General features: G+C 40.5%; 17 protein-coding genes and 2 tRNA genes. 10 read left to right on the top strand and 9 right to left on the bottom strand.

What is annotated here, in order from left to right; translation table 11 throughout:
• Window position 1: 1 nt before the first annotated feature.
• The 8 genes from A3EO_RS0110785 to orn form a co-directional block, all read right to left on the bottom strand.
• Window positions 2–268: an oxaloacetate decarboxylase subunit gamma gene (locus A3EO_RS0110785; RefSeq protein ID WP_018347151.1), complete on the bottom strand. Its 267-nt coding sequence runs from the start codon at window positions 266–268 to the stop codon at window positions 2–4.
• Window positions 269–498: 230 nt separating this feature from the next.
• On the bottom strand, window positions 499–1,683 hold the full coding sequence (locus A3EO_RS0110780; protein WP_013746747.1) for an NRAMP family divalent metal transporter: 1,185 nt from the start codon (window positions 1,681–1,683) through the stop codon (window positions 499–501).
• 24 nt (window positions 1,684–1,707) lie between these two features.
• A complete protein-coding gene (pxpA, locus tag A3EO_RS0110775) occupies window positions 1,708–2,448 on the bottom strand; it encodes a 5-oxoprolinase subunit PxpA (protein ID WP_018347150.1) in 741 nt (246 codons plus the stop codon).
• Entirely contained in the window at window positions 2,435–3,367 is a 933-nt protein-coding gene (locus tag A3EO_RS0110770) for a 5-oxoprolinase subunit C family protein (RefSeq protein ID WP_018347149.1), read from the bottom strand. Before A3EO_RS0110770 ends, pxpA begins: the two co-directional genes overlap by 14 nt.
• Window positions 3,364–4,014, bottom strand: coding sequence for a 5-oxoprolinase subunit PxpB (pxpB, locus tag A3EO_RS0110765; RefSeq protein WP_018347148.1), 651 nt, complete (start codon window positions 4,012–4,014; stop codon window positions 3,364–3,366). Before pxpB ends, A3EO_RS0110770 begins: the two co-directional genes overlap by 4 nt.
• Window positions 4,015–4,162: 148 nt before the next feature.
• Window positions 4,163–4,238: transfer RNA gene (locus A3EO_RS0110760), tRNA-Gly, on the bottom strand.
• 24 nt (window positions 4,239–4,262) lie between these two features.
• Window positions 4,263–4,338, bottom strand: a tRNA-Gly gene (locus A3EO_RS0110755).
• An 81-nt stretch (window positions 4,339–4,419) separates the two neighbouring features.
• Window positions 4,420–4,968 carry an oligoribonuclease gene (gene orn / locus A3EO_RS0110750; RefSeq protein ID WP_013746752.1) on the bottom strand — a complete coding sequence of 183 codons (549 nt, stop codon included), beginning with the start codon at window positions 4,966–4,968 and terminating at the stop codon, window positions 4,420–4,422.
• A 72-nt stretch (window positions 4,969–5,040) separates the two neighbouring features.
• Here orn and rsgA point away from each other — a divergent pair, with 72 nt between their 5' ends.
• The 4 genes from rsgA to crr all read left to right on the top strand — a co-directional run bounded on the left by rsgA (window position 5,041) and on the right by crr (window position 8,991).
• Window positions 5,041–6,102 carry a small ribosomal subunit biogenesis GTPase RsgA gene (gene rsgA, locus A3EO_RS0110745; protein WP_018347147.1) on the top strand — a complete coding sequence of 354 codons (1,062 nt, stop codon included), beginning with the start codon at window positions 5,041–5,043 and terminating at the stop codon, window positions 6,100–6,102.
• A 274-nt stretch (window positions 6,103–6,376) separates the two neighbouring features.
• A complete protein-coding gene (gene ptsH / locus A3EO_RS0110740; RefSeq protein ID WP_018347146.1) occupies window positions 6,377–6,634 on the top strand; it encodes a phosphocarrier protein Hpr in 258 nt (85 codons plus the stop codon).
• Between the two features lie 55 nt (window positions 6,635–6,689).
• Window positions 6,690–8,417 carry a phosphoenolpyruvate-protein phosphotransferase PtsI gene (gene ptsI / locus A3EO_RS0110735; RefSeq protein ID WP_013746755.1) on the top strand — a complete coding sequence of 576 codons (1,728 nt, stop codon included), beginning with the start codon at window positions 6,690–6,692 and terminating at the stop codon, window positions 8,415–8,417.
• Window positions 8,418–8,490: 73 nt separating this feature from the next.
• On the top strand, window positions 8,491–8,991 hold the full coding sequence (gene crr / locus A3EO_RS0110730; protein ID WP_018347145.1) for a PTS glucose transporter subunit IIA: 501 nt from the start codon (window positions 8,491–8,493) through the stop codon (window positions 8,989–8,991).
• A gap of 65 nt (window positions 8,992–9,056) precedes the next feature.
• Here crr and dld read toward each other — a convergent pair whose 3' ends face one another.
• Window positions 9,057–10,748 carry a D-lactate dehydrogenase gene (gene dld / locus A3EO_RS0110725; RefSeq protein WP_018347144.1) on the bottom strand — a complete coding sequence of 564 codons (1,692 nt, stop codon included), beginning with the start codon at window positions 10,746–10,748 and terminating at the stop codon, window positions 9,057–9,059.
• Window positions 10,749–10,984: 236 nt separating this feature from the next.
• On the opposite strand from dld, the gene nrdD reads away from it, so the two are divergent.
• From nrdD to epmA, 6 genes are all read left to right on the top strand, one after another.
• Window positions 10,985–13,165: an anaerobic ribonucleoside-triphosphate reductase gene (nrdD, locus tag A3EO_RS0110720; RefSeq protein ID WP_018347143.1), complete on the top strand. Its 2,181-nt coding sequence runs from the start codon at window positions 10,985–10,987 to the stop codon at window positions 13,163–13,165.
• Window positions 13,166–13,174: 9 nt separating this feature from the next.
• Window positions 13,175–13,642: an anaerobic ribonucleoside-triphosphate reductase-activating protein gene (gene nrdG / locus A3EO_RS0110715; RefSeq protein WP_018347142.1), complete on the top strand. Its 468-nt coding sequence runs from the start codon at window positions 13,175–13,177 to the stop codon at window positions 13,640–13,642.
• A 173-nt stretch (window positions 13,643–13,815) separates the two neighbouring features.
• Window positions 13,816–15,303, top strand: a complete 1,488-nt coding sequence (locus tag A3EO_RS0110710) for a carbon starvation CstA family protein (protein ID WP_018347141.1) — start codon at window positions 13,816–13,818, stop codon at window positions 15,301–15,303.
• 67 nt (window positions 15,304–15,370) lie between these two features.
• Window positions 15,371–15,712, top strand: coding sequence for a SirB2 family protein (locus tag A3EO_RS0110705; RefSeq protein ID WP_018347140.1), 342 nt, complete (start codon window positions 15,371–15,373; stop codon window positions 15,710–15,712).
• A gap of 4 nt (window positions 15,713–15,716) precedes the next feature.
• The gene (locus tag A3EO_RS0110700; RefSeq protein ID WP_018347139.1) at window positions 15,717–16,517 is read left to right on the top strand and encodes a TatD family hydrolase; all 801 of its coding nucleotides are present in this window, start codon (window positions 15,717–15,719) and stop codon (window positions 16,515–16,517) included.
• A 75-nt stretch (window positions 16,518–16,592) separates the two neighbouring features.
• Window positions 16,593–17,570, top strand: a complete 978-nt coding sequence (gene epmA / locus A3EO_RS0110695) for an elongation factor P--(R)-beta-lysine ligase (RefSeq protein ID WP_018347138.1) — start codon at window positions 16,593–16,595, stop codon at window positions 17,568–17,570.
• Window positions 17,571–17,579 lie beyond the last annotated feature (9 nt).

Genomic DNA, 17,579 nt, shown 5'->3' with positions numbered 1-17,579 from the left:
CTTACTTGATTCCTTGTTGACGACGATGATGTGCTATTGCAGCGATGATGACCGGACGTAAACGTTCAAGATCATCTGTTGGTTGTATTGAAACGGATTTATTGGTCGTAGAAGTTGCGGCGGTGAGTGGTGGGGGAGTAACAAAACGATTAATAATTTTGGACATTAAGCTAATCAGAAAGATTAGTAAAATGAGAAATCCAAGCACAAATCCCATGCCGGAAAACATAAGATTCACTCCTTCCATAAAGAGTTCCAGTTTGGTCATAAACAACTCCTCGCACTGATTTCAAGTCTGTCAATTGCTCTTAAAAAGAGAGGGAAGAAAACATTCTTCCCATTTTTAGTCACTAATGATCTTAGCTTAAGAGACTAAATTTCAAATTCATAAAATACTTTATAACAGTCAAATTGAGTTTGCATAAAGATTTTTGCAATTCTGTGAAGTGGATCAAAAGAATTTTTGTTATTGTTGCTTTATTTCCACTTCATAACAGATTAACCGAACAATCCTCCAATATATTTAGATAAGGTGATTGCACTTAAAATTGCCATCAAAATAACAACAACTGCGCCTGATATAGTCATCCAGATCGGATGTTTATAGTTGCCGACAATTTTGGATTTATGTGCAGCTAATAAAATTAAGCCTAAGGATATCGGCAGAATTAAACCGTTTAATGTGCCGACAAAAACCAAAACTTGCGCCGGTTTGCCCACGGTTGCCAATACTGCTGTTGAAATAACGATAAATGCAATAATCCAGTAGTTTTTGTGCTTTTCAATTGCCGGTGAAAAACTGGTAATGAATGAAACGGATGTGTAGGCTGCGCCGATAACGGATGTAATGGATGCAGCCCAAATAACGATACCGAAGATAATCAGCCCGACATTGCCGGCAACGTGAGAAAATGGTGTGGAAGCCGGATTGGCAGGGTTTAATTTAACACCTAGCGAAACAACACCAAGCACTGCCAAAAACAGTACGATACGCATAATCGAGGCGATTAAGATAGCAGAAACGGAGCTTTTACTGACCTCTTTTAAGGCATCTTGCCCTTTGATACCAGCATCAAGTAACCGGTGTGCGCCGGCAAAGGTGATATAACCGCCGACTGTTCCTCCAACAAGGGTGACGATAGCAATCACATCAATTTTTTCCGGAATAAATGTGTGTACGGCGGCATCAGCCAGCGGCGGTTGTGCATTAACGGCAACATAAATGGTGAGAGCAATCATCACAAACCCCATCAATTGGGCAAAGCGATCCATTATTTTGCCGGCTTCTTTAAATAAGAAAATACCTACCGCAATCGCACCACTGATGATGGCGCCCATTTCTGGCTCAAGCCCTGTCAAAATATTTAAACCGAGACCGGCACCGCCAACATTTCCGATGTTAAAAGCCAATCCGCCCATCACTATTAGAATGGCAAGAAAATAGCCGGCTCCGGGGAGTACCTGATTGGCAATATCTTGAGCTTTCTTTTCTGAAACGGCAACAATCCGCCAAATATTAAGTTGCGCGCCAATATCAAGCAGGATTGAAAGCAGAATGACAAAGCCGAAACTGGCTAATAACGATTGAGTAAAGGTGGCGGTCTGTGTGAGAAATCCCGGTCCGATAGCAGAGGTTGCCATTAAAAAAGCGGCACCGAGTAATGCGCTACGATTTTTGATCATAGGTACTCCTTTTATTGGGTTGAATTAATTAGGGGTTAAGTGAATTTGTTTTTCAGTCAATGCCTTACGGATTTTTTCGGCAAATGAAATGGCATGTTCGCCGTCACCGTGTAAACAGATACTGTCAGCTTGAATGGCAACATCTTGTCCGTCTACGGTCGGCACTGAGCCTTGTAAAACCATTTGTAGGACTTGATTAATTGCCTCTTCATCATTATCCACTAATGCATCTGCACGAGAACGCGGCACTAAAGAACCATCCGCTAAATAATGACGATCTGCAAACACTTCTGAAATAATGCCTAAGCCGTGCTGCTGTGCGACTTTTAACATCAAACTGCCGGATAAACCCATAAGTTTAAGTGAAGGATCGAATTGCTTAATGGTGAGCGCGATGAGTGCTGCCAATGATTCATCTTTAGCGGCTTGATTGTATAAAGCGCCGTGAGGCTTAACATAGGACAGTGAAACACCTTCGGCATCGCATAAGGCTTTGACAGCGCCCAGTTGGTATAGCAAACAGGCTTTCAGCTCATCATCGGGGAGCTGCATATTGGTGCGTCCGAAATTTTCTCTATCCGGAAAACTAGGGTGCGCACCGATACGCACCTTGTTTTCTTTAGCCCAGCGAATTGCTTTGCGCATTTCATTAAAATCACCTGCGTGCAAGCCACAAGCGACATTGGCGGAAGTAACCAACTGCAATAAGCGTTGGTCGTTACTGCAACCTTCAGCCAAATCAACATTCAAATCAACGTGTTTCATCTATGATTCTCCGTATATGGTTAAGATAGTTTTGATTTTTTTGATAAATTTCTAATGCTTGTTGGCGTGAAATTAATTGGAAGTAGATTTCACTGCCGAAAGGGTTTTGTGCCAAACGTCCCAGATCGGCTTGAATGACACAACCGAATTTTGGGTAACCGCCGGTGGTTTGTGTATCTGCCATTAAAATAATCGGTTGCCCGTCCGGCGGCACTTGTATTGTGCCCATCGGCGCTGCATAAGAGAGCATTTCGAGTGCATTTTTTAATTTCAAAGGTTGTTCGCCATTGAAACGATAGCCCATCCGATTACTGTTTGTCGCTAATTTCCACCCTTGTTGGCTAAAGCGTTGCTGACTCTCCTCAGTAAAAGCATCAAACTCAGAAGAAGCAACAACATAAATATGGTTAGTAAAAGAAATAGGTTCAATGCCGATAGATGATAGTGTTTGATCGCGTTTTGCTGTTGGAATATGATCGCCGGCCTTTAATAAACGACCTTGATAACCGCCGAATGCTGCTTTCAGATCTGTGCTATATGAATTCAATACCTTAGGAACTAAAAAGCCACCGGCAACACAGAGATAAGCGTAATTGCCGTGCGTGATAGCGTTAATCGTTAAGCGTTGTCCGGCTTTTGCGGTATAACGCCAATAAGAATAGACCGGCATATCGTCAAGAGTGGCTTCACATAATGCACCGGTAAGACAAAACGGTGTGCTGCAATCAAAGGTGATACTTAAGCCGCCGAGTGTGATTTCTATTGCCGGCGTATTTTCTTCGTTATGCAATAAAATATTGCCGGCTTGTAACGCCAATGCATCCATTGCGCCGGCGTGACCGATGCCGAAATCACGATAGCCGAAACGGCCTAAATCCTGAATATGAGCGAAAGCATTAATATTTTCAATATAAATCATAGATGAATACTCTCTGCAACGAAACGAACATTATCTCCGGCTTGCAATAGCACCGGCGGTGTTTTTTCAATATTAAAAAGTGGCATTTCCGTTCTGCCGATAAGTTGCCATCCACCCGGGGAAGTAAACGGATAGACGCCGGTTTGACTGCCACCGATGCCGACCGAACCGGCAGGCACTTTAGTGCGAGGTTGGCTGCGTCTTGGGGTGTGTAGATTTTCAGGCAGACCGCCTAAATAAGGGAAACCGGGTTGAAAGCCCATCATAAATACGGTGTAAGTAGCCGCAGTGTGGCGACGGATAATCTCTTGTGGAGTGGTTTGATGGAAATGAGCAACATCAAAAAGATCCTCGCCAAATTCTCCGCCGTAATGTACCGGAATTTCGATTAATCGTGTTTGTGGTTGCGATTGTTGATGTTCAGTTTGTTGCCATAACTGTAACAGTTGTTGTTCTAATATTTGACTATTGAGATCCAATTGATAGTAGAGGGTGAAGTTATTCATCCCGACAACAACCTCTTCCACGCCCGGAAGTTGACGTGCCAAGTCGGCGATAAGCCAAATACGCTGTTGTTTGCTTAACTCTGCCGGCGGTGGTAATAAACAGAGTAGCGAATGTTCACTGGTATAGGAAAATGTAAGCATTAGTGATAACCCCCGTTAAAAAATAGTTAATTTTTTAAAGGTAATTACAACAGCTGTCAAATAAAAAAAGAGAATCTCAAGCAGCAAAAATCAGAAATGTGATCTTACTCGCAAATTACTAAATATTTTGTGATAAAAGTGAAAAAATTGGAGCGGGAAACGAGGCTCGAACTCGCGACCCCGACCTTGGCAAGGTCGTGCTCTACCAACTGAGCTATTCCCGCATTATAGAAAAATAGGAGGAAAATTGGAGCGGGAAACGAGGCTCGAACTCGCGACCCCGACCTTGGCAAGGTCGTGCTCTACCAACTGAGCTATTCCCGCTTAACGGTAGTGCATTATACGAATATTTTTCGCCAGTGCAACTACCGAACAAGAAAATCTGCCGATTTATCAAGCAGTCGATCAATCAAGATTGATAAAATGCTGGCGATAGTATGCTAATTCAGCAATAGATTCACGAATATCATCCAATGCTAAATGTGAATTTTTCTTTTTAAAGCCGGATAGAATTTCCGGTTTCCAACGAGCTGCCAACTCTTTTAATGTGCTGACATCAAGATAGCGATAATGAAAATAATCTGCCAAATCAGGCATATAGTTAAAAATAAAACGTTTATCCTGTGCCACGCTGTTACCGCAAATCGGTGAAACGCCTTTCGGCACCCATTTTTTCAAAAAATCAAGTGTTTGTAATTCGGCAGCACGTTCTGTTAATTTACTTTGACGAACACGTTCAATTAAGCCGTTTGCGCTATGCGTTTTTTGGCACCATTCGTTCATTCCGGCTAAAATTTTATCATCCTGTTTGATTGCCAATACCGGCCCTTCCGCAAGAATGTTTAAATTTTTATCGGTCACAATAGTGGCGATTTCAATGATTCTATCTTTATTGGGATCAAGTCCGGTCATCTCTAAATCAATCCAGATGAGATTTTGTTTATCTAATTGCATATATCAGGTATCCTTTATTCCAATTTTGTGCGACATTCTACGCCATTTTTATAAAAACGATAAGGAGCGAAATTGAGTAAACGTAAGCTGACACATAATCAACAGCGGCGAATAGCCTCGAATCAGCATAGAAATTTGCGGAAACATCAACAGCAATTAAAACAGCAGGACAACTGGCAAGACGATATGCTGGGAACGGCGGAAGAGGGCGTGGTAGTAACGCGTTATTCACAGCACGCCGATGTGGAAAACAGTCAAGGGGAAAAATTTCGCTGTAATTTACGTCGAACTTTGGCTGATATTGTGGTCGGTGATCGGGTTATTTGGCGCAAAGGCTTACAGGAAATGGATGGTATTAGCGGTGTGATTGAGGCAAAACACCCGCGTCAAAGTGAGCTGACTCGTCCGGATTATTACGATGGTTTAAAGGTTATTGCTGCCAATATTGATCAAATCGTTATCGTTTCGGCGATTGTGCCGAAATTGTCGTTAAATATTATTGATCGCTACTTAGTAATTTGTGAAAAGGCAAATATTACGCCGATTATCGTTGTCAATAAGGTGGATTTATTAAATGAAGAACAACGCAATGAGGTCAAAAGTTTGCTGCTGATTTATCAGAAAATTGGCTATCAAACGTTAATGTTATCCACTTTAAGCGGTGAGGGAATGCACGAGTTGACAACATTGTTAGCACAAGGCAATTCTATTTTTGTCGGACAATCGGGGGTTGGAAAATCCAGTTTAGTGAACGCCATTCTGCCGGAAATTGAAACGGAAGTGGGAGAAGTCAGTGAAACTTCCGGTTTAGGGCAGCATACGACAACGGCGTCAACCCTTTACCATTTACCGCAAGGCGGCAATTTGATCGATTCTCCCGGCATTCGTGAATTCGGTTTGTGGCATTTAGAAACGGATGATATTACGCGTGGTTATCGAGAATTTTTACCCTATTTAGGCACTTGTAAGTTCAAAGATTGCAAACATCTACAGGATCCCGGCTGTTCAATTAGGGAAGCGGTTGAAGAGGGAATGATTGATCCTATCCGTTTGGAAAATTATCACCGTTTAATTGCCGCTAAAAATGAAACAAAATCACAACGACATTTTAGTAGTGCCAAAATGAGGAAGTAAAAAAAGAGGTCTGATTCCTGTTTAAATATTCAGCAATCAAGCTGTTTTTTCTTAATATTATTTAATAAAAATGCGTAATTTTGTGCGGTAACGCAAATTTTCGAGGATTTATACTTGATTATTGGCGGAGAATGTCGATACTAGCGATGACATTTATTTTATAAAATAAAATAAATATTGAAAAATTGTTGCTATTCTACATTTTGCGTTGCAGTTAAACGACAAAATGTAGTTATTTTTTATTTAACCATCTATGAGATTTAAGGAGAGAAAAATGTATTCTCAAGAAATTACCATCACTGCGCCAAATGGTTTACACACTCGTCCGGCTGCTCAGTTTGTAAAAGAAGCCAAAGGTTTCTCATCAGACATTACCGTAACTTCAGGCGGTAAAAGTGCAAGTGCAAAGAGTTTGTTTAAATTACAAACCTTAGGGTTAACTCAAGGTACTACAATCACTATCTCTGCAGAAGGTGAAGATGAAGTTGCGGCGGTTGAGCATCTTGTCGCATTAATTCCGACTTTAGAATAATCTATTCCGAAGTTATCATTCTGTTCTATTTAGTGATTTTAAAGAAGGTTATATTATGATTTCAGGTATTTTAGCTTCCCCAGGCATTGTTTTTGGTAAAGCCTTAGTATTGAAAGAGGAACAAATTGTTCTTGATAAACGTAAAATTTCCGATGATGAAGTGGAAAGCGAAGTTGCTCGATTCTATAAAGGAAGAGAAGCGGCGGCAGCACAGTTAACAGCCATCAAGGAAAAAGCGCGTCAAACTTTAGGTGAAGAAAAAGAAGCCATTTTTGAAGGTCATTTAATGATCTTGGAAGATGAGGAGCTGGAAGAAGAAATCGTATCCTATTTAAAAGAACATAAAGTAACAGCGGATGTTGCGGCTTCTGTCGTGATTGATCAGCAAGTCGCAATGCTTTCCGATATTGATGATGAATATCTTAAAGAGCGTGCCGGCGATATTCGTGATATCGGAAATCGTTTATTAAAAAATATTCTCGGTATGAATATCATCGATTTAGGTGAAATTTCAGAAAAATCTATCCTGGTCGCCTATGATCTTACTCCATCAGAAACAGCACAACTTAATTTAGATAATGTGCTTGGTTTTATTACTGATATTGGTGGCAGAACCTCTCATACCTCTATTATGGCGCGTTCTTTAGAGTTACCTGCGATTGTCGGTACCAACGATGTGACTTCACGCGTTAATACCGGTGATTATGTGGTGCTTGATGCCATCAACAACGCCGTTTATGTGAATCCGACAGAAGAAGAAATTGCTCGTTTACGTGCGTTGGAACAAAAATATAAAGAAGAAAAAGCGGAATTAATTAAATTAAAAGATTTGCCGGCAGTCACTTTGGATGGTCGCCAAGTGGATGTTTGCGCCAATATCGGGACAATTCGTGATATTGACGGTGCGGAACGTAATGGTGCGGAAGGTGTCGGTTTATATCGTACCGAATTTTTATTTATGGATCGTGACCAGCTACCAAGCGAAGAAGAGCAGTTCCAAGCGTATAAAGCGGTTGTGGAAGCGATGAAAAATCGTTTAGTGATTTTACGTACAATGGATATCGGCGGTGATAAAGATTTACCGTATATGAATTTGCCGAAAGAGATGAACCCATTCTTAGGTTGGCGTGCTATCCGTATCGCGTTGGATCGTCGTGAAATTTTGAATGCACAATTAAGAGCCGTGTTACGCGCTTCTGCATTCGGTAAGTTGGCAGTGATGTTCCCGATGATCATTTCTGTTGAAGAAGTACGTGAATTAAAAGCTGTATTGGAAACTTTAAAACAGCAGTTACGTGAAGAAGGCAAAGCCTTTGATGAAAATATTCAAGTGGGCGTAATGGTTGAAACACCGTCAGCAGCGGTTAATGCGAAATTCTTAGCGAAAGAAGTGGATTTCTTTAGTATCGGAACAAATGACTTAACTCAATATACATTAGCAGTGGATCGGGGTAATGAATTGATTTCTCATCTTTATAATCCATTGACCCCTTCAGTATTATCATTAATCAAACAGGTGATTGATGCTTCACACGCGGAAGGAAAATGGACAGGAATGTGCGGTGAATTGGCTGGTGATGAAAAAGCAACCATTCTATTGCTCGGTATGGGCTTGGATGAATTCAGTATGAGTGCGATTTCTGTGCCGAAAATTAAGAAATTAATCCGTAATGTGAATTATCAGGATGCACAGGATCTTGCAAAAGAAGTATTACAGCAGCCTACAGCAGAAGATATTGAACAACTTATTGCTAATTTTTTAGCTGAAAAAGCATTAAATTAGATACAAATATAAAATTTTCCGCTAATATTAAGCATAGCTTGAGCTTAGAAATGATTCTGATAAGGAGAAGAAAATGGGGTTATTTGATAAACTATTCGGTTCTAAAGAAAATAAATCCGTTGAAGTACAGATTTATGCGCCGTTAACAGGTGAAATCGTTAATATTGAAGATGTTCCAGATGTTGTATTTTCTGAGAAAATCGTAGGTGACGGTGTTGCAATTCGTCCTACCGGCAATAAAATTGTGGCGCCGGTTGATGGTGTTATCGGTAAGATTTTTGAAACTAATCACGCTTTCTCAATGGAATCAAAAGAAGGTGTTGAATTATTTGTCCACTTCGGTATTGATACGGTAGAACTAAAAGGTGAAGGTTTTAATCGTGTTGCACAAGAAGGGCAAACTGTGAAACGCGGTGATACAGTAATCGAATTAGATCTTGAATTATTGGAAGCAAAGGCTAAATCAGTATTAACTCCGATTGTTATCTCCAATATGGATGAAGTAACACATATGGAGAAAAAAGCTGGTGAAGCAGTTGCCGGAGAATCTGTTGTATTAGTAATTAGAAAATAATTGCTGTCATACGCAAAGATTAAAAAACCACATTGTTTTCGACAATGTGGTTTTTGTTTTTAAGGTTATGCCCAATATTTTTTCTTAGATGTTTTACCGATACCCGGATTGAAACTATTGGTCGGATCCAACTGTTGATAGAATTTTTTCAACGTCGGTTTAGCGTGATAAAGATGCCCAACATTATGTTCTGCCGGATATTGCGCACCGCGTTGATCCAGCAATACCAACATTTCTTCTTCCAGCTGCTGAGTATCTACACCCTTTTTAATGATGTAATCCTGATGGAAAACGTGGCACATAAAGTGTCCGTAATAAAGTTTATGGATACATTTTTGATTAATGCTGTCCGGTAAGGTTTCAAACCATTCTCTGTCATTACGGCGTAAAGCAACATCCAGTGCGACAATATCTTCCACTTGCTGATGGTGAATAATGCGATAACGCACTGCTGCGCCGGCAACTGCAAAACGGTGCAGCATTGCCGCCTGCGCCTCTTGCGGATTACATTCAAAAAATGTGCCACTCTTATTTGCGAAATAGGTTTGTAAAAAGTTTCTGGCTTCATTAATGCCGTCATTTGCCATTTTTAAGATCAAATGGTGTTCATATTGATCACGATAATCACGCAGTTTTTGCGGTAAATGTTGTGGTAATAGATGGCTGGCAAATTGCATTAATTTATCGGAAATATTATCCGGTAAAAATGGGATTTTACGACAGAAACGATCAACATTATTCTTTAATTTAAATAGTTTAGGTAAATTATTGGTACCAAGAATTTTAATCGCCCAGAAGGTGTCTTTACCATAGATTGCGGCAACATCAAATGCCTCGCGGTGAATATATTCCCCCGAGATCGGCAACTGTTTAAATTCAGCCAGAATGGTGCGACGAATATCATTCAGTTCGTGAATGTCATTAGTACCGATATAGAAAACTTGTGTATTTTTTTCTAATGGGAAAGTATCTACCCGCACCGCGAAAACCATCAACTTACCGGCGCAACCGGAAACCTCATATAAACGGTTCGGATCGGCATTAAAGCGTGCCGGCGTATCTTCATCAACTTGACGAACGTGATCGCAATAATGGTGATCGTGTCCGACACCGGCATCATTATGAATATCTTGCGCTGTATAATCCTGATTTTCTAAACGAGTTAAAATTTCTTCAGGTGAAGAACCTAAATCAACACCTAAATGATTGACTAATTTTAATTCCCCTTGCTGATCAATTTGTGCAAAGAGTGCCATTTGTGTATAAGCCGGCCCACGCTGAACCAACGAACCGCCGGAATTATTGCAAATTCCGCCCAATACAGAAGCACCTAAACAGGATGAACCAATCACGGAATGTGCCTCTCTGCCGTGTTTAGCCAACTCTTGTTCCAACTTAAATAAGGTACTTCCCGGTAAGCAAATGGCTTGTTCGGCATTGTTAATCGTTTGGATTTTGTCTAAACGCATCGTGTTGACGATCACAATATCTCTATCGTAATCATTGCCGTCCGGTGTAGAGCCGCCGGTTAATCCGGTATTGGCAGCTTGTGTTATCACAATCACATCGGCAGCAACACAGGCTTGTAAAATTTTCCACTGTTCCAACAGTGATCCCGGTAACGCAACGGCGATCGCTTTTCCTTCTCCAAAACGGAAACCTTGTCGATAAGGTAAGGTTTTGGCTTCATCGGTAAGTAGGTATGGTTTGCCAACGATCTGTTGCAGTTGTTGAATGAGAGATTGTTTATTGTTCATAAAACACGCCTTTGTTTATCAGTAGGAAAAATAAATTTTAGAAATGTTAAATTTGTTAAATATTAGTGATTATAGTGCCACTAAGGCATAATGGCTATCTTTTTTGAAGCAGGAAAAAAACATTTTACAAGTTAGTAAAATGCACTGAAAAATAGCAACAAAACACAATATATTGTGTTTGCATTATGAAAAATATCTATATATAGTATCTCCCGATTTTAAAAAAGGAGATTGCTATGCTCACTTATACCTCTCAACAACAACTTAATTCTGTAAATTATCAAGATCTCTCTGTTTTACCGATTGTGATTAAACGTGACGGATCTAAAGCGCAGTTTGATGCTCAATTTATTTTAAATGCGATGAAAAAGGCAGCACAGGCGGTCAATATTGAGGATGACAGCTATTTTGAACAACTCAGTCAGGAGATCAGTTTTGAAATTCTGAACGGGGTGAATCAACAGATTGATATTGCTGATATTCAACAGGTAGTCGAAAACCATTTAATGCAAAGCCGGTATCCTCAAGTAGCGCGTGCTTATATTGAATATCGTCACGATAGAGATAAAGAACGTGAAAAACGCAGCCAATTAACGCAAGAAATTGAAGGGTTGATTGAACAAAATAATGTGCTGCTAATGAATGAAAATGCCAATAAAGATGCAAAAGTGATTCCGACACAACGAGATTTATTGGCAGGCATTGTTGCACGTCATTATGCGAAAAGTTATTTGTTGCCGAAAGAGGTGGTTCAGGCACACGAACGCGGCGAAATTCACTATCACGATTTGGATTATTCCCCATTTTTCCCAATGTTTAACTGTATGTTGGTTGATTTGCAGGGAATGTTGACCAATGGTTTTAAAATGGGCAATGCTGAAATTGAGCCGCCAAAATCAATTACGACTGCAACGGCGGTAACCGCTCAAATTATTGCTCAGGTGGCGAGCCATATTTATGGTGGAACAACCATTGATCGCTTGGACGAAGTGTTAGCACCTTATGTTGAAAAAAGTTACCAAAAACATCTACATAATGCAGAAGTGTGGCATATTCCTGATCGGGAGGGGTATGCAAAAGCTTTAATCGAAAAAGAATGCTTTGATGCATTTCAATCTTTGGAGTATGAAGTCAACACGTTGCATACCGCTAATGGACAAACTCCATTTGTTACCTTCGGGTTTGGGCTGGGGACAAGTTGGCAGGCAAAATTAATTCAACGTTCGATTTTGCAGAATCGTATTGTAGGCTTAGGCAAAAACCATAAAACCGCTGTATTTCCTAAATTGGTGTTTACGATTAAACGTGGTTTAAATCAGCAGCCACAAGATCCGAATTATGATATTAAACAGTTGGCATTGGAATGTGCGTCTAAAAGAATGTATCCGGATATTCTTAATTATGATCAGGTGGTGAAAGTGACAGGTTCATTTAAAGCACCGATGGGCTGTCGTAGTTTCTTAGGTCGTTATGTTGAGAATGGTAAGGAAATTCACGCCGGACGTAATAATCTTGGTGTGGTGAGCATTAATTTACCGCGTATTGCATTGGAGGCTCAACACGATGAACAACGTTTTTATCATATTTTAGATCAGCGTTTAGCGATTGCTAAACAAGCCTTATTAACCCGAATTGCACGCTTGGAACAAACCAAGGCAAGAGTAGCACCGATTCTCTATATGGAGGGCGCTTGCGGAGTGAGATTGAAAGCAGATGACAATGTTGCAGACATCTTTAAGCAGGGCAGAGCTTCAATTTCACTCGGTTATATCGGTATTCACGAAACGATCAATGCGTTATATGGACAAGGTCATATTTTTGATTCTGACAAATTACGGGAAAAAGGTGTGGCAATTGTGCGTTATCTCAGCGAAGCAACCAAAAAATGGCAGGCGGAAACTGGCTATGCCTTCAGTTTATATTCAACACCAAGTGAGAGCTTGTGTGATCGTTTTTGTCGTTTGGACAGCAAGCAGTTCGGCGTTGTTGAAGGGGTAACCGACAAAGGTTATTACACCAACAGTTTCCATTTGGATGTTGAGAAAAAAGTTAATCCTTACGATAAATTGGATTTTGAAATGGCGTATCCGCCTTTAGCGAGCGGCGGTTTTATCTGCTATGGAGAGTATCCGAATTTGCAACATAACCTAAAAGCTTTGGAGGATGTCTGGGATTATAGTTATGACCGAGTGCCTTATTATGGTACTAATACGCCGATCGATGAGTGTTATCAGTGTGGATTTACCGGTGAATTTGAGTGTACCAGTAAAGGCTTTGTTTGTCCGAAATGTGGTAATCACGATAGTGCTAAAGTGTCGGTTATTCGTCGGGTGTGCGGTTATTTGGGTAGTCCGGATGCCAGACCTTTTAATCCTGGAAAACAGGAAGAGGTAAAAAGACGGGTTAAACATTTATAAGGCTTGAAAATGAATTATCTACAATATTATCCGGTTGATGTCGTTAATGGTGAGGGAACACGCTGCACGCTGTTCGTTGCCGGTTGCACTCACCAGTGTCGTGGCTGTTATAACCAAAAAAGTTGGTCATTTGATGCCGGTGTGCCTTTTACTGATGCAATGGAAGAGCAGATTATTCGGGATTTACAGGATACACGTATTCGTCGTCAGGGGCTATCGCTCTCCGGCGGCGATCCGCTACATCCGCGAAATGTTGAAAGACTGTTGCCATTAGTGAAACGCATTAAAACGGAGTGCAAAGGCAAAGATATTTGGTGCTGGACAGGGTATCGTTTAGCGGAATTAAATCAACAACAGCGAGAAATGTTACAGTATATTGATGTTTTGATTGATGGTAAATTTATACAAGAACAGGCAGACCCAAGTTTAGTTTGGCGAGGTTCCGCTAATCAGATTATCTATCGCTTTAACATTTAGATTACTTTTTAGACTAAAATTTATACCTATTTTTAGTTATAGATGATAAAAATTTCATCATATAAAGCAGATTGTTGTGATATTAATCACATCTTTACAGAAATTTTTAACAATAAGTTAAGGCTTTTGCTAGAATTCGTCCGTTTTGAACAACTATTGTTAAAGGTGAAATTATGTTGTGGTTCATTGCTGCCGTTGCTTTATTAATAGCCGGCTATTTCATTTACGGTTCAATCGTAGAGAAAGTTTTTAAAATCAATCCAAAACGTGAAACTCCGGCGCATTTGATGAATGATGGTGTCGATTATGTGCCGATGACTAAGAAAAAGATTTGGCTTATTCAATTATTGAATATTGCCGGAACCGGACCGATTTTCGGGCCAATCTTAGGGGCGTTATATGGACCGGTCGCTATGCTATGGATTGTATTCGGCTGTATTTTTGCGGGTGCGGTGCACGACTATTTCAGCGGAATGTTGAGTGTACGTAACGGTGGCGCTTCTGTGCCTAATTTGGCAGGTAAATATATCGGTGCGCCGGTTAAACACTTTATGAATGCATTGGCATTAGTGTTATTGGTGCTCGTTGGCGTGGTGTTCGTTATTTCTCCTGCCGGGCTTTTAACGAATATTACAATGGATAATTTCGGCGAAAGTTTAAGCCTTGATCGTGCTGATACTTTAGTGACTTGGACAACCATTATTTTCGTCTATTACATCATTGCCACTTTGGTTCCGATTGACAAAATCATTGGTCGTATTTATCCACTCTTCGGTGCATTATTGCTCTTTATGTCTTTTGGTATGTTCTTTGCTTTGTTATTTGAAGATAAAGCGTTGTTCCATAGTATCGGTGATATGAGTTTTTCTAAATTCTTTGAAAATGCACATCCGAATAATCTACCGATTTGGCCGTTAATTTTCGTTACCATCGCTTGCGGTGCGGTATCCGGTTTTCACGCGACACAATCCCCATTAATGGCGCGTTGTATGGAAAATGAAAAAGAAGGTCGTTTCGTTTTCTATGGTGCGATGATCGGTGAAGGGATTATCGCGTTAATTTGGTGTATGGTCGGTTTAACTTTCTATGATAGTCCGGCATTAATGAATGATGCGATCAATGCAGGTACACCATCAAAAGTGGTTTATGATTCAGCAACACATATGTTGGGTTACTTCGGTGGTATTTTAGCGGTGTTGGGTGTGGTGGTATTACCAATTACTTCAGGTGACACTTCATTCCGTGCAGCGCGTTTGATTGTCGCAGAGTTTTTCAAAATCGATCAGCGTAACTTAGTTAAACGTTTAATGATCGCAATTCCATTATTCATATTAGGTTTCATTATTTCTAAACTTGATTTCCAAGTGATTTGGCGTTATTTCGGTTGGGCAAACCAGACCACCGCAATGGTAATGCTATGGACTGCAGCAGCATACCTCTATCGTTATCATAAATTCCACTGGATTTGTACAATTCCGGCGATCTTTATGACAATGGTATCAGCAACATTCTTAGCTTATGCGAAAATTGGTTTCGGATTATCTTATGAAACATCAGTATGGGTTGGCATAGCATTAACTGTAGTAGCGATCGTCTGCTTCTTCACTATGTTGAAACCGATTGCTAATGGCGATCCTGATTCAGAAGTTACCACTGCTTAATTATTGATTTTAAATAATCGATTATGCAAAATAGCCATCTACTTTTTCTAGATGGCTATTTTTTATTATGAAAACATTAATTTATCTCCATTTATTCAGCGCTTGGTTAAGTTTAATTCTGTTCGTGCTTCGTGGCGGTTTGCAATTACAAGCCCAAGATTGGCGCCAATACAAATTGTTGCGTATTTTGCCACATATCACTGATACCGTATTGCTATTGAGCGGCCTCTCGTTTTTAATCTTTTTCCAGTTTCCGTTGATGACTTGGCTGCTGATTAAAATTGTTGCCTTGGTGCTCTATATTATTTTGGCAGCAAAAGCATTTAAACGACAAAATCCGCAAAATAGATTGCTTTTACCGGCATTAATCTGTTTTATTGCAGCGATGTTATTAGGTTATTTCCATTAAGATTATGCCGTTTTTTGATACCCACACCCATTTAGATTATTTGGCACAAGATCTGAATCAATCATTATCGCAACTGGTGGCAGAGGCAAATGCGCAACGAGTTGAGAAAATGTTGGTTGTCGGCATTAATCGACAAAGCATTGATTTTTTGCCGACTTGGCTCAATGGGCAACCGAATCTCTATTATGGTGTGGGATTGCACCCTCTTTTTATTGCTACCCATCAGCGTCAAGATTTGGATTATCTGGAACAACATTTGGCACAGCAAAATAACCAATGTATTGCGGTGGCGGAAATTGGCTTGGATCGTTATCCGGCAGACATTATCACGGAGCAAATGTGGCAGAAACAGTGCGAATTTTTTGATGCACAATTAAGTTTGGCAAACCGTTACCATTTGCCGGTGAATCTACATTCTCGCCGCGCACACGATCAGCTCTATACCTTTTTAAAGCGACATCAATTGCCGAAAGCCGGTATTGTTCACGGTTTTTCCGGCAGCTATGAACAGGCGAAACGATGTGTTGATCTCGGCTATAAAATTGGTGTCGGCGGTACTATTACTTATCCACGTGCGAATAAAACTCGACAGGCAATTGCCCGTTTGCCGTTATCCGCTTTGGTGCTTGAAACGGATAGCCCGGATATGCCAATAATGGGCTGGCAAGGGCAGCCGAATCATCCGGCACGTTTGCCGCTTATTTTTGCAGAATTATGCCAATTAAGATCAGAAAATCAGGAGAATATTGCAGAACAGCTCTGGCAAAGCAGTGTGCAGTTACTGTTGTCGGAAAAGCAGAGTTAAGCATGATGAGCTAAATTGTTATTTATAGCTGAAGTCATTACAATAAACGGATTTTCTATCGATTAAGGAATTACTATGTCAGATATTGACCAATCATTAAATTGGAAATCCACATCATCCATTCAGAACCTGTTAAAACGCGCCAAAATTATTGCTGATATTCGACAATTTTTTGTTGATCGTGGTTTATTGGAAGTTGAAACTCCAATTTTAAGCGAGTTTTCGGTGACAGATGTTCATCTTTCTACCTTCCAAACAGAATTTACACCGCCTTTTGATCAGAAAAAAACGCTGCATTTAATTACCAGCCCGGAATACCATATGAAACGCTTATTGGCAGAGGGTAGCGGTCCGATTTTCCAAATCTGCAAAGTGTTTAGGAATGAAGAGGCGGGAAAACGCCATAATCCGGAATTTACGATGTTGGAGTGGTACCGTCCTTTTTTTGATATGTATCGCTTAATCAATGAAGTGGATGATTTATTGCAACAAATTTTAGATTGTCCGCCGGCGGAATCTTTGAGCTATCAGTTTGTGTTTCAGGAATATGTCGGCGTTGATCCATTATCAGCCAGCAAAGCGGAGCTGGTAGAAAAGGCAAAGGCTCAGGGGTTGGTCAATGCGGATATGGAAGGAAGAGATACATTGTTGCAATATCTCTTCAGTGAAGTCGTGGAAAAAAATATCGGACAGGAACGCCCTATTGCGGTGTATCATTTCCCTTCAGCACAGGCGGTATTGGCACAAATCAGTTCGGAAGATCATCGTGTAGCGGAGCGTTTTGAGTTTTATTATAAAGGTTTGGAATTGGCGAACGGTTTCCACGAATTAACAGATGCCAATGAACAGATGCACCGTTTTGAACAGGACAATTTGTTGCGTGAAAAATTGCATTTGCCACCGCAACAAATGGATAGCCGTTTTCTGGCAGCATTGAAATCCGGAATGCCATCCTGTTCCGGTGTGGCGTTGGGCGTGGATCGTTTATTAATGATTGCGTTATCGACAGACAATATTGAAGATGTCATCTCTTTTTCGATAAAAAATGCGTAGATGGAGGCA

The organism is Gallibacterium anatis DSM 16844 = F 149 (assembly GCF_000379785.1).
GTDB lineage: Bacteria > Pseudomonadota > Gammaproteobacteria > Enterobacterales > Pasteurellaceae > Gallibacterium > Gallibacterium anatis.
This window is presented reverse-complemented; position numbering and strand designations above follow the sequence as displayed.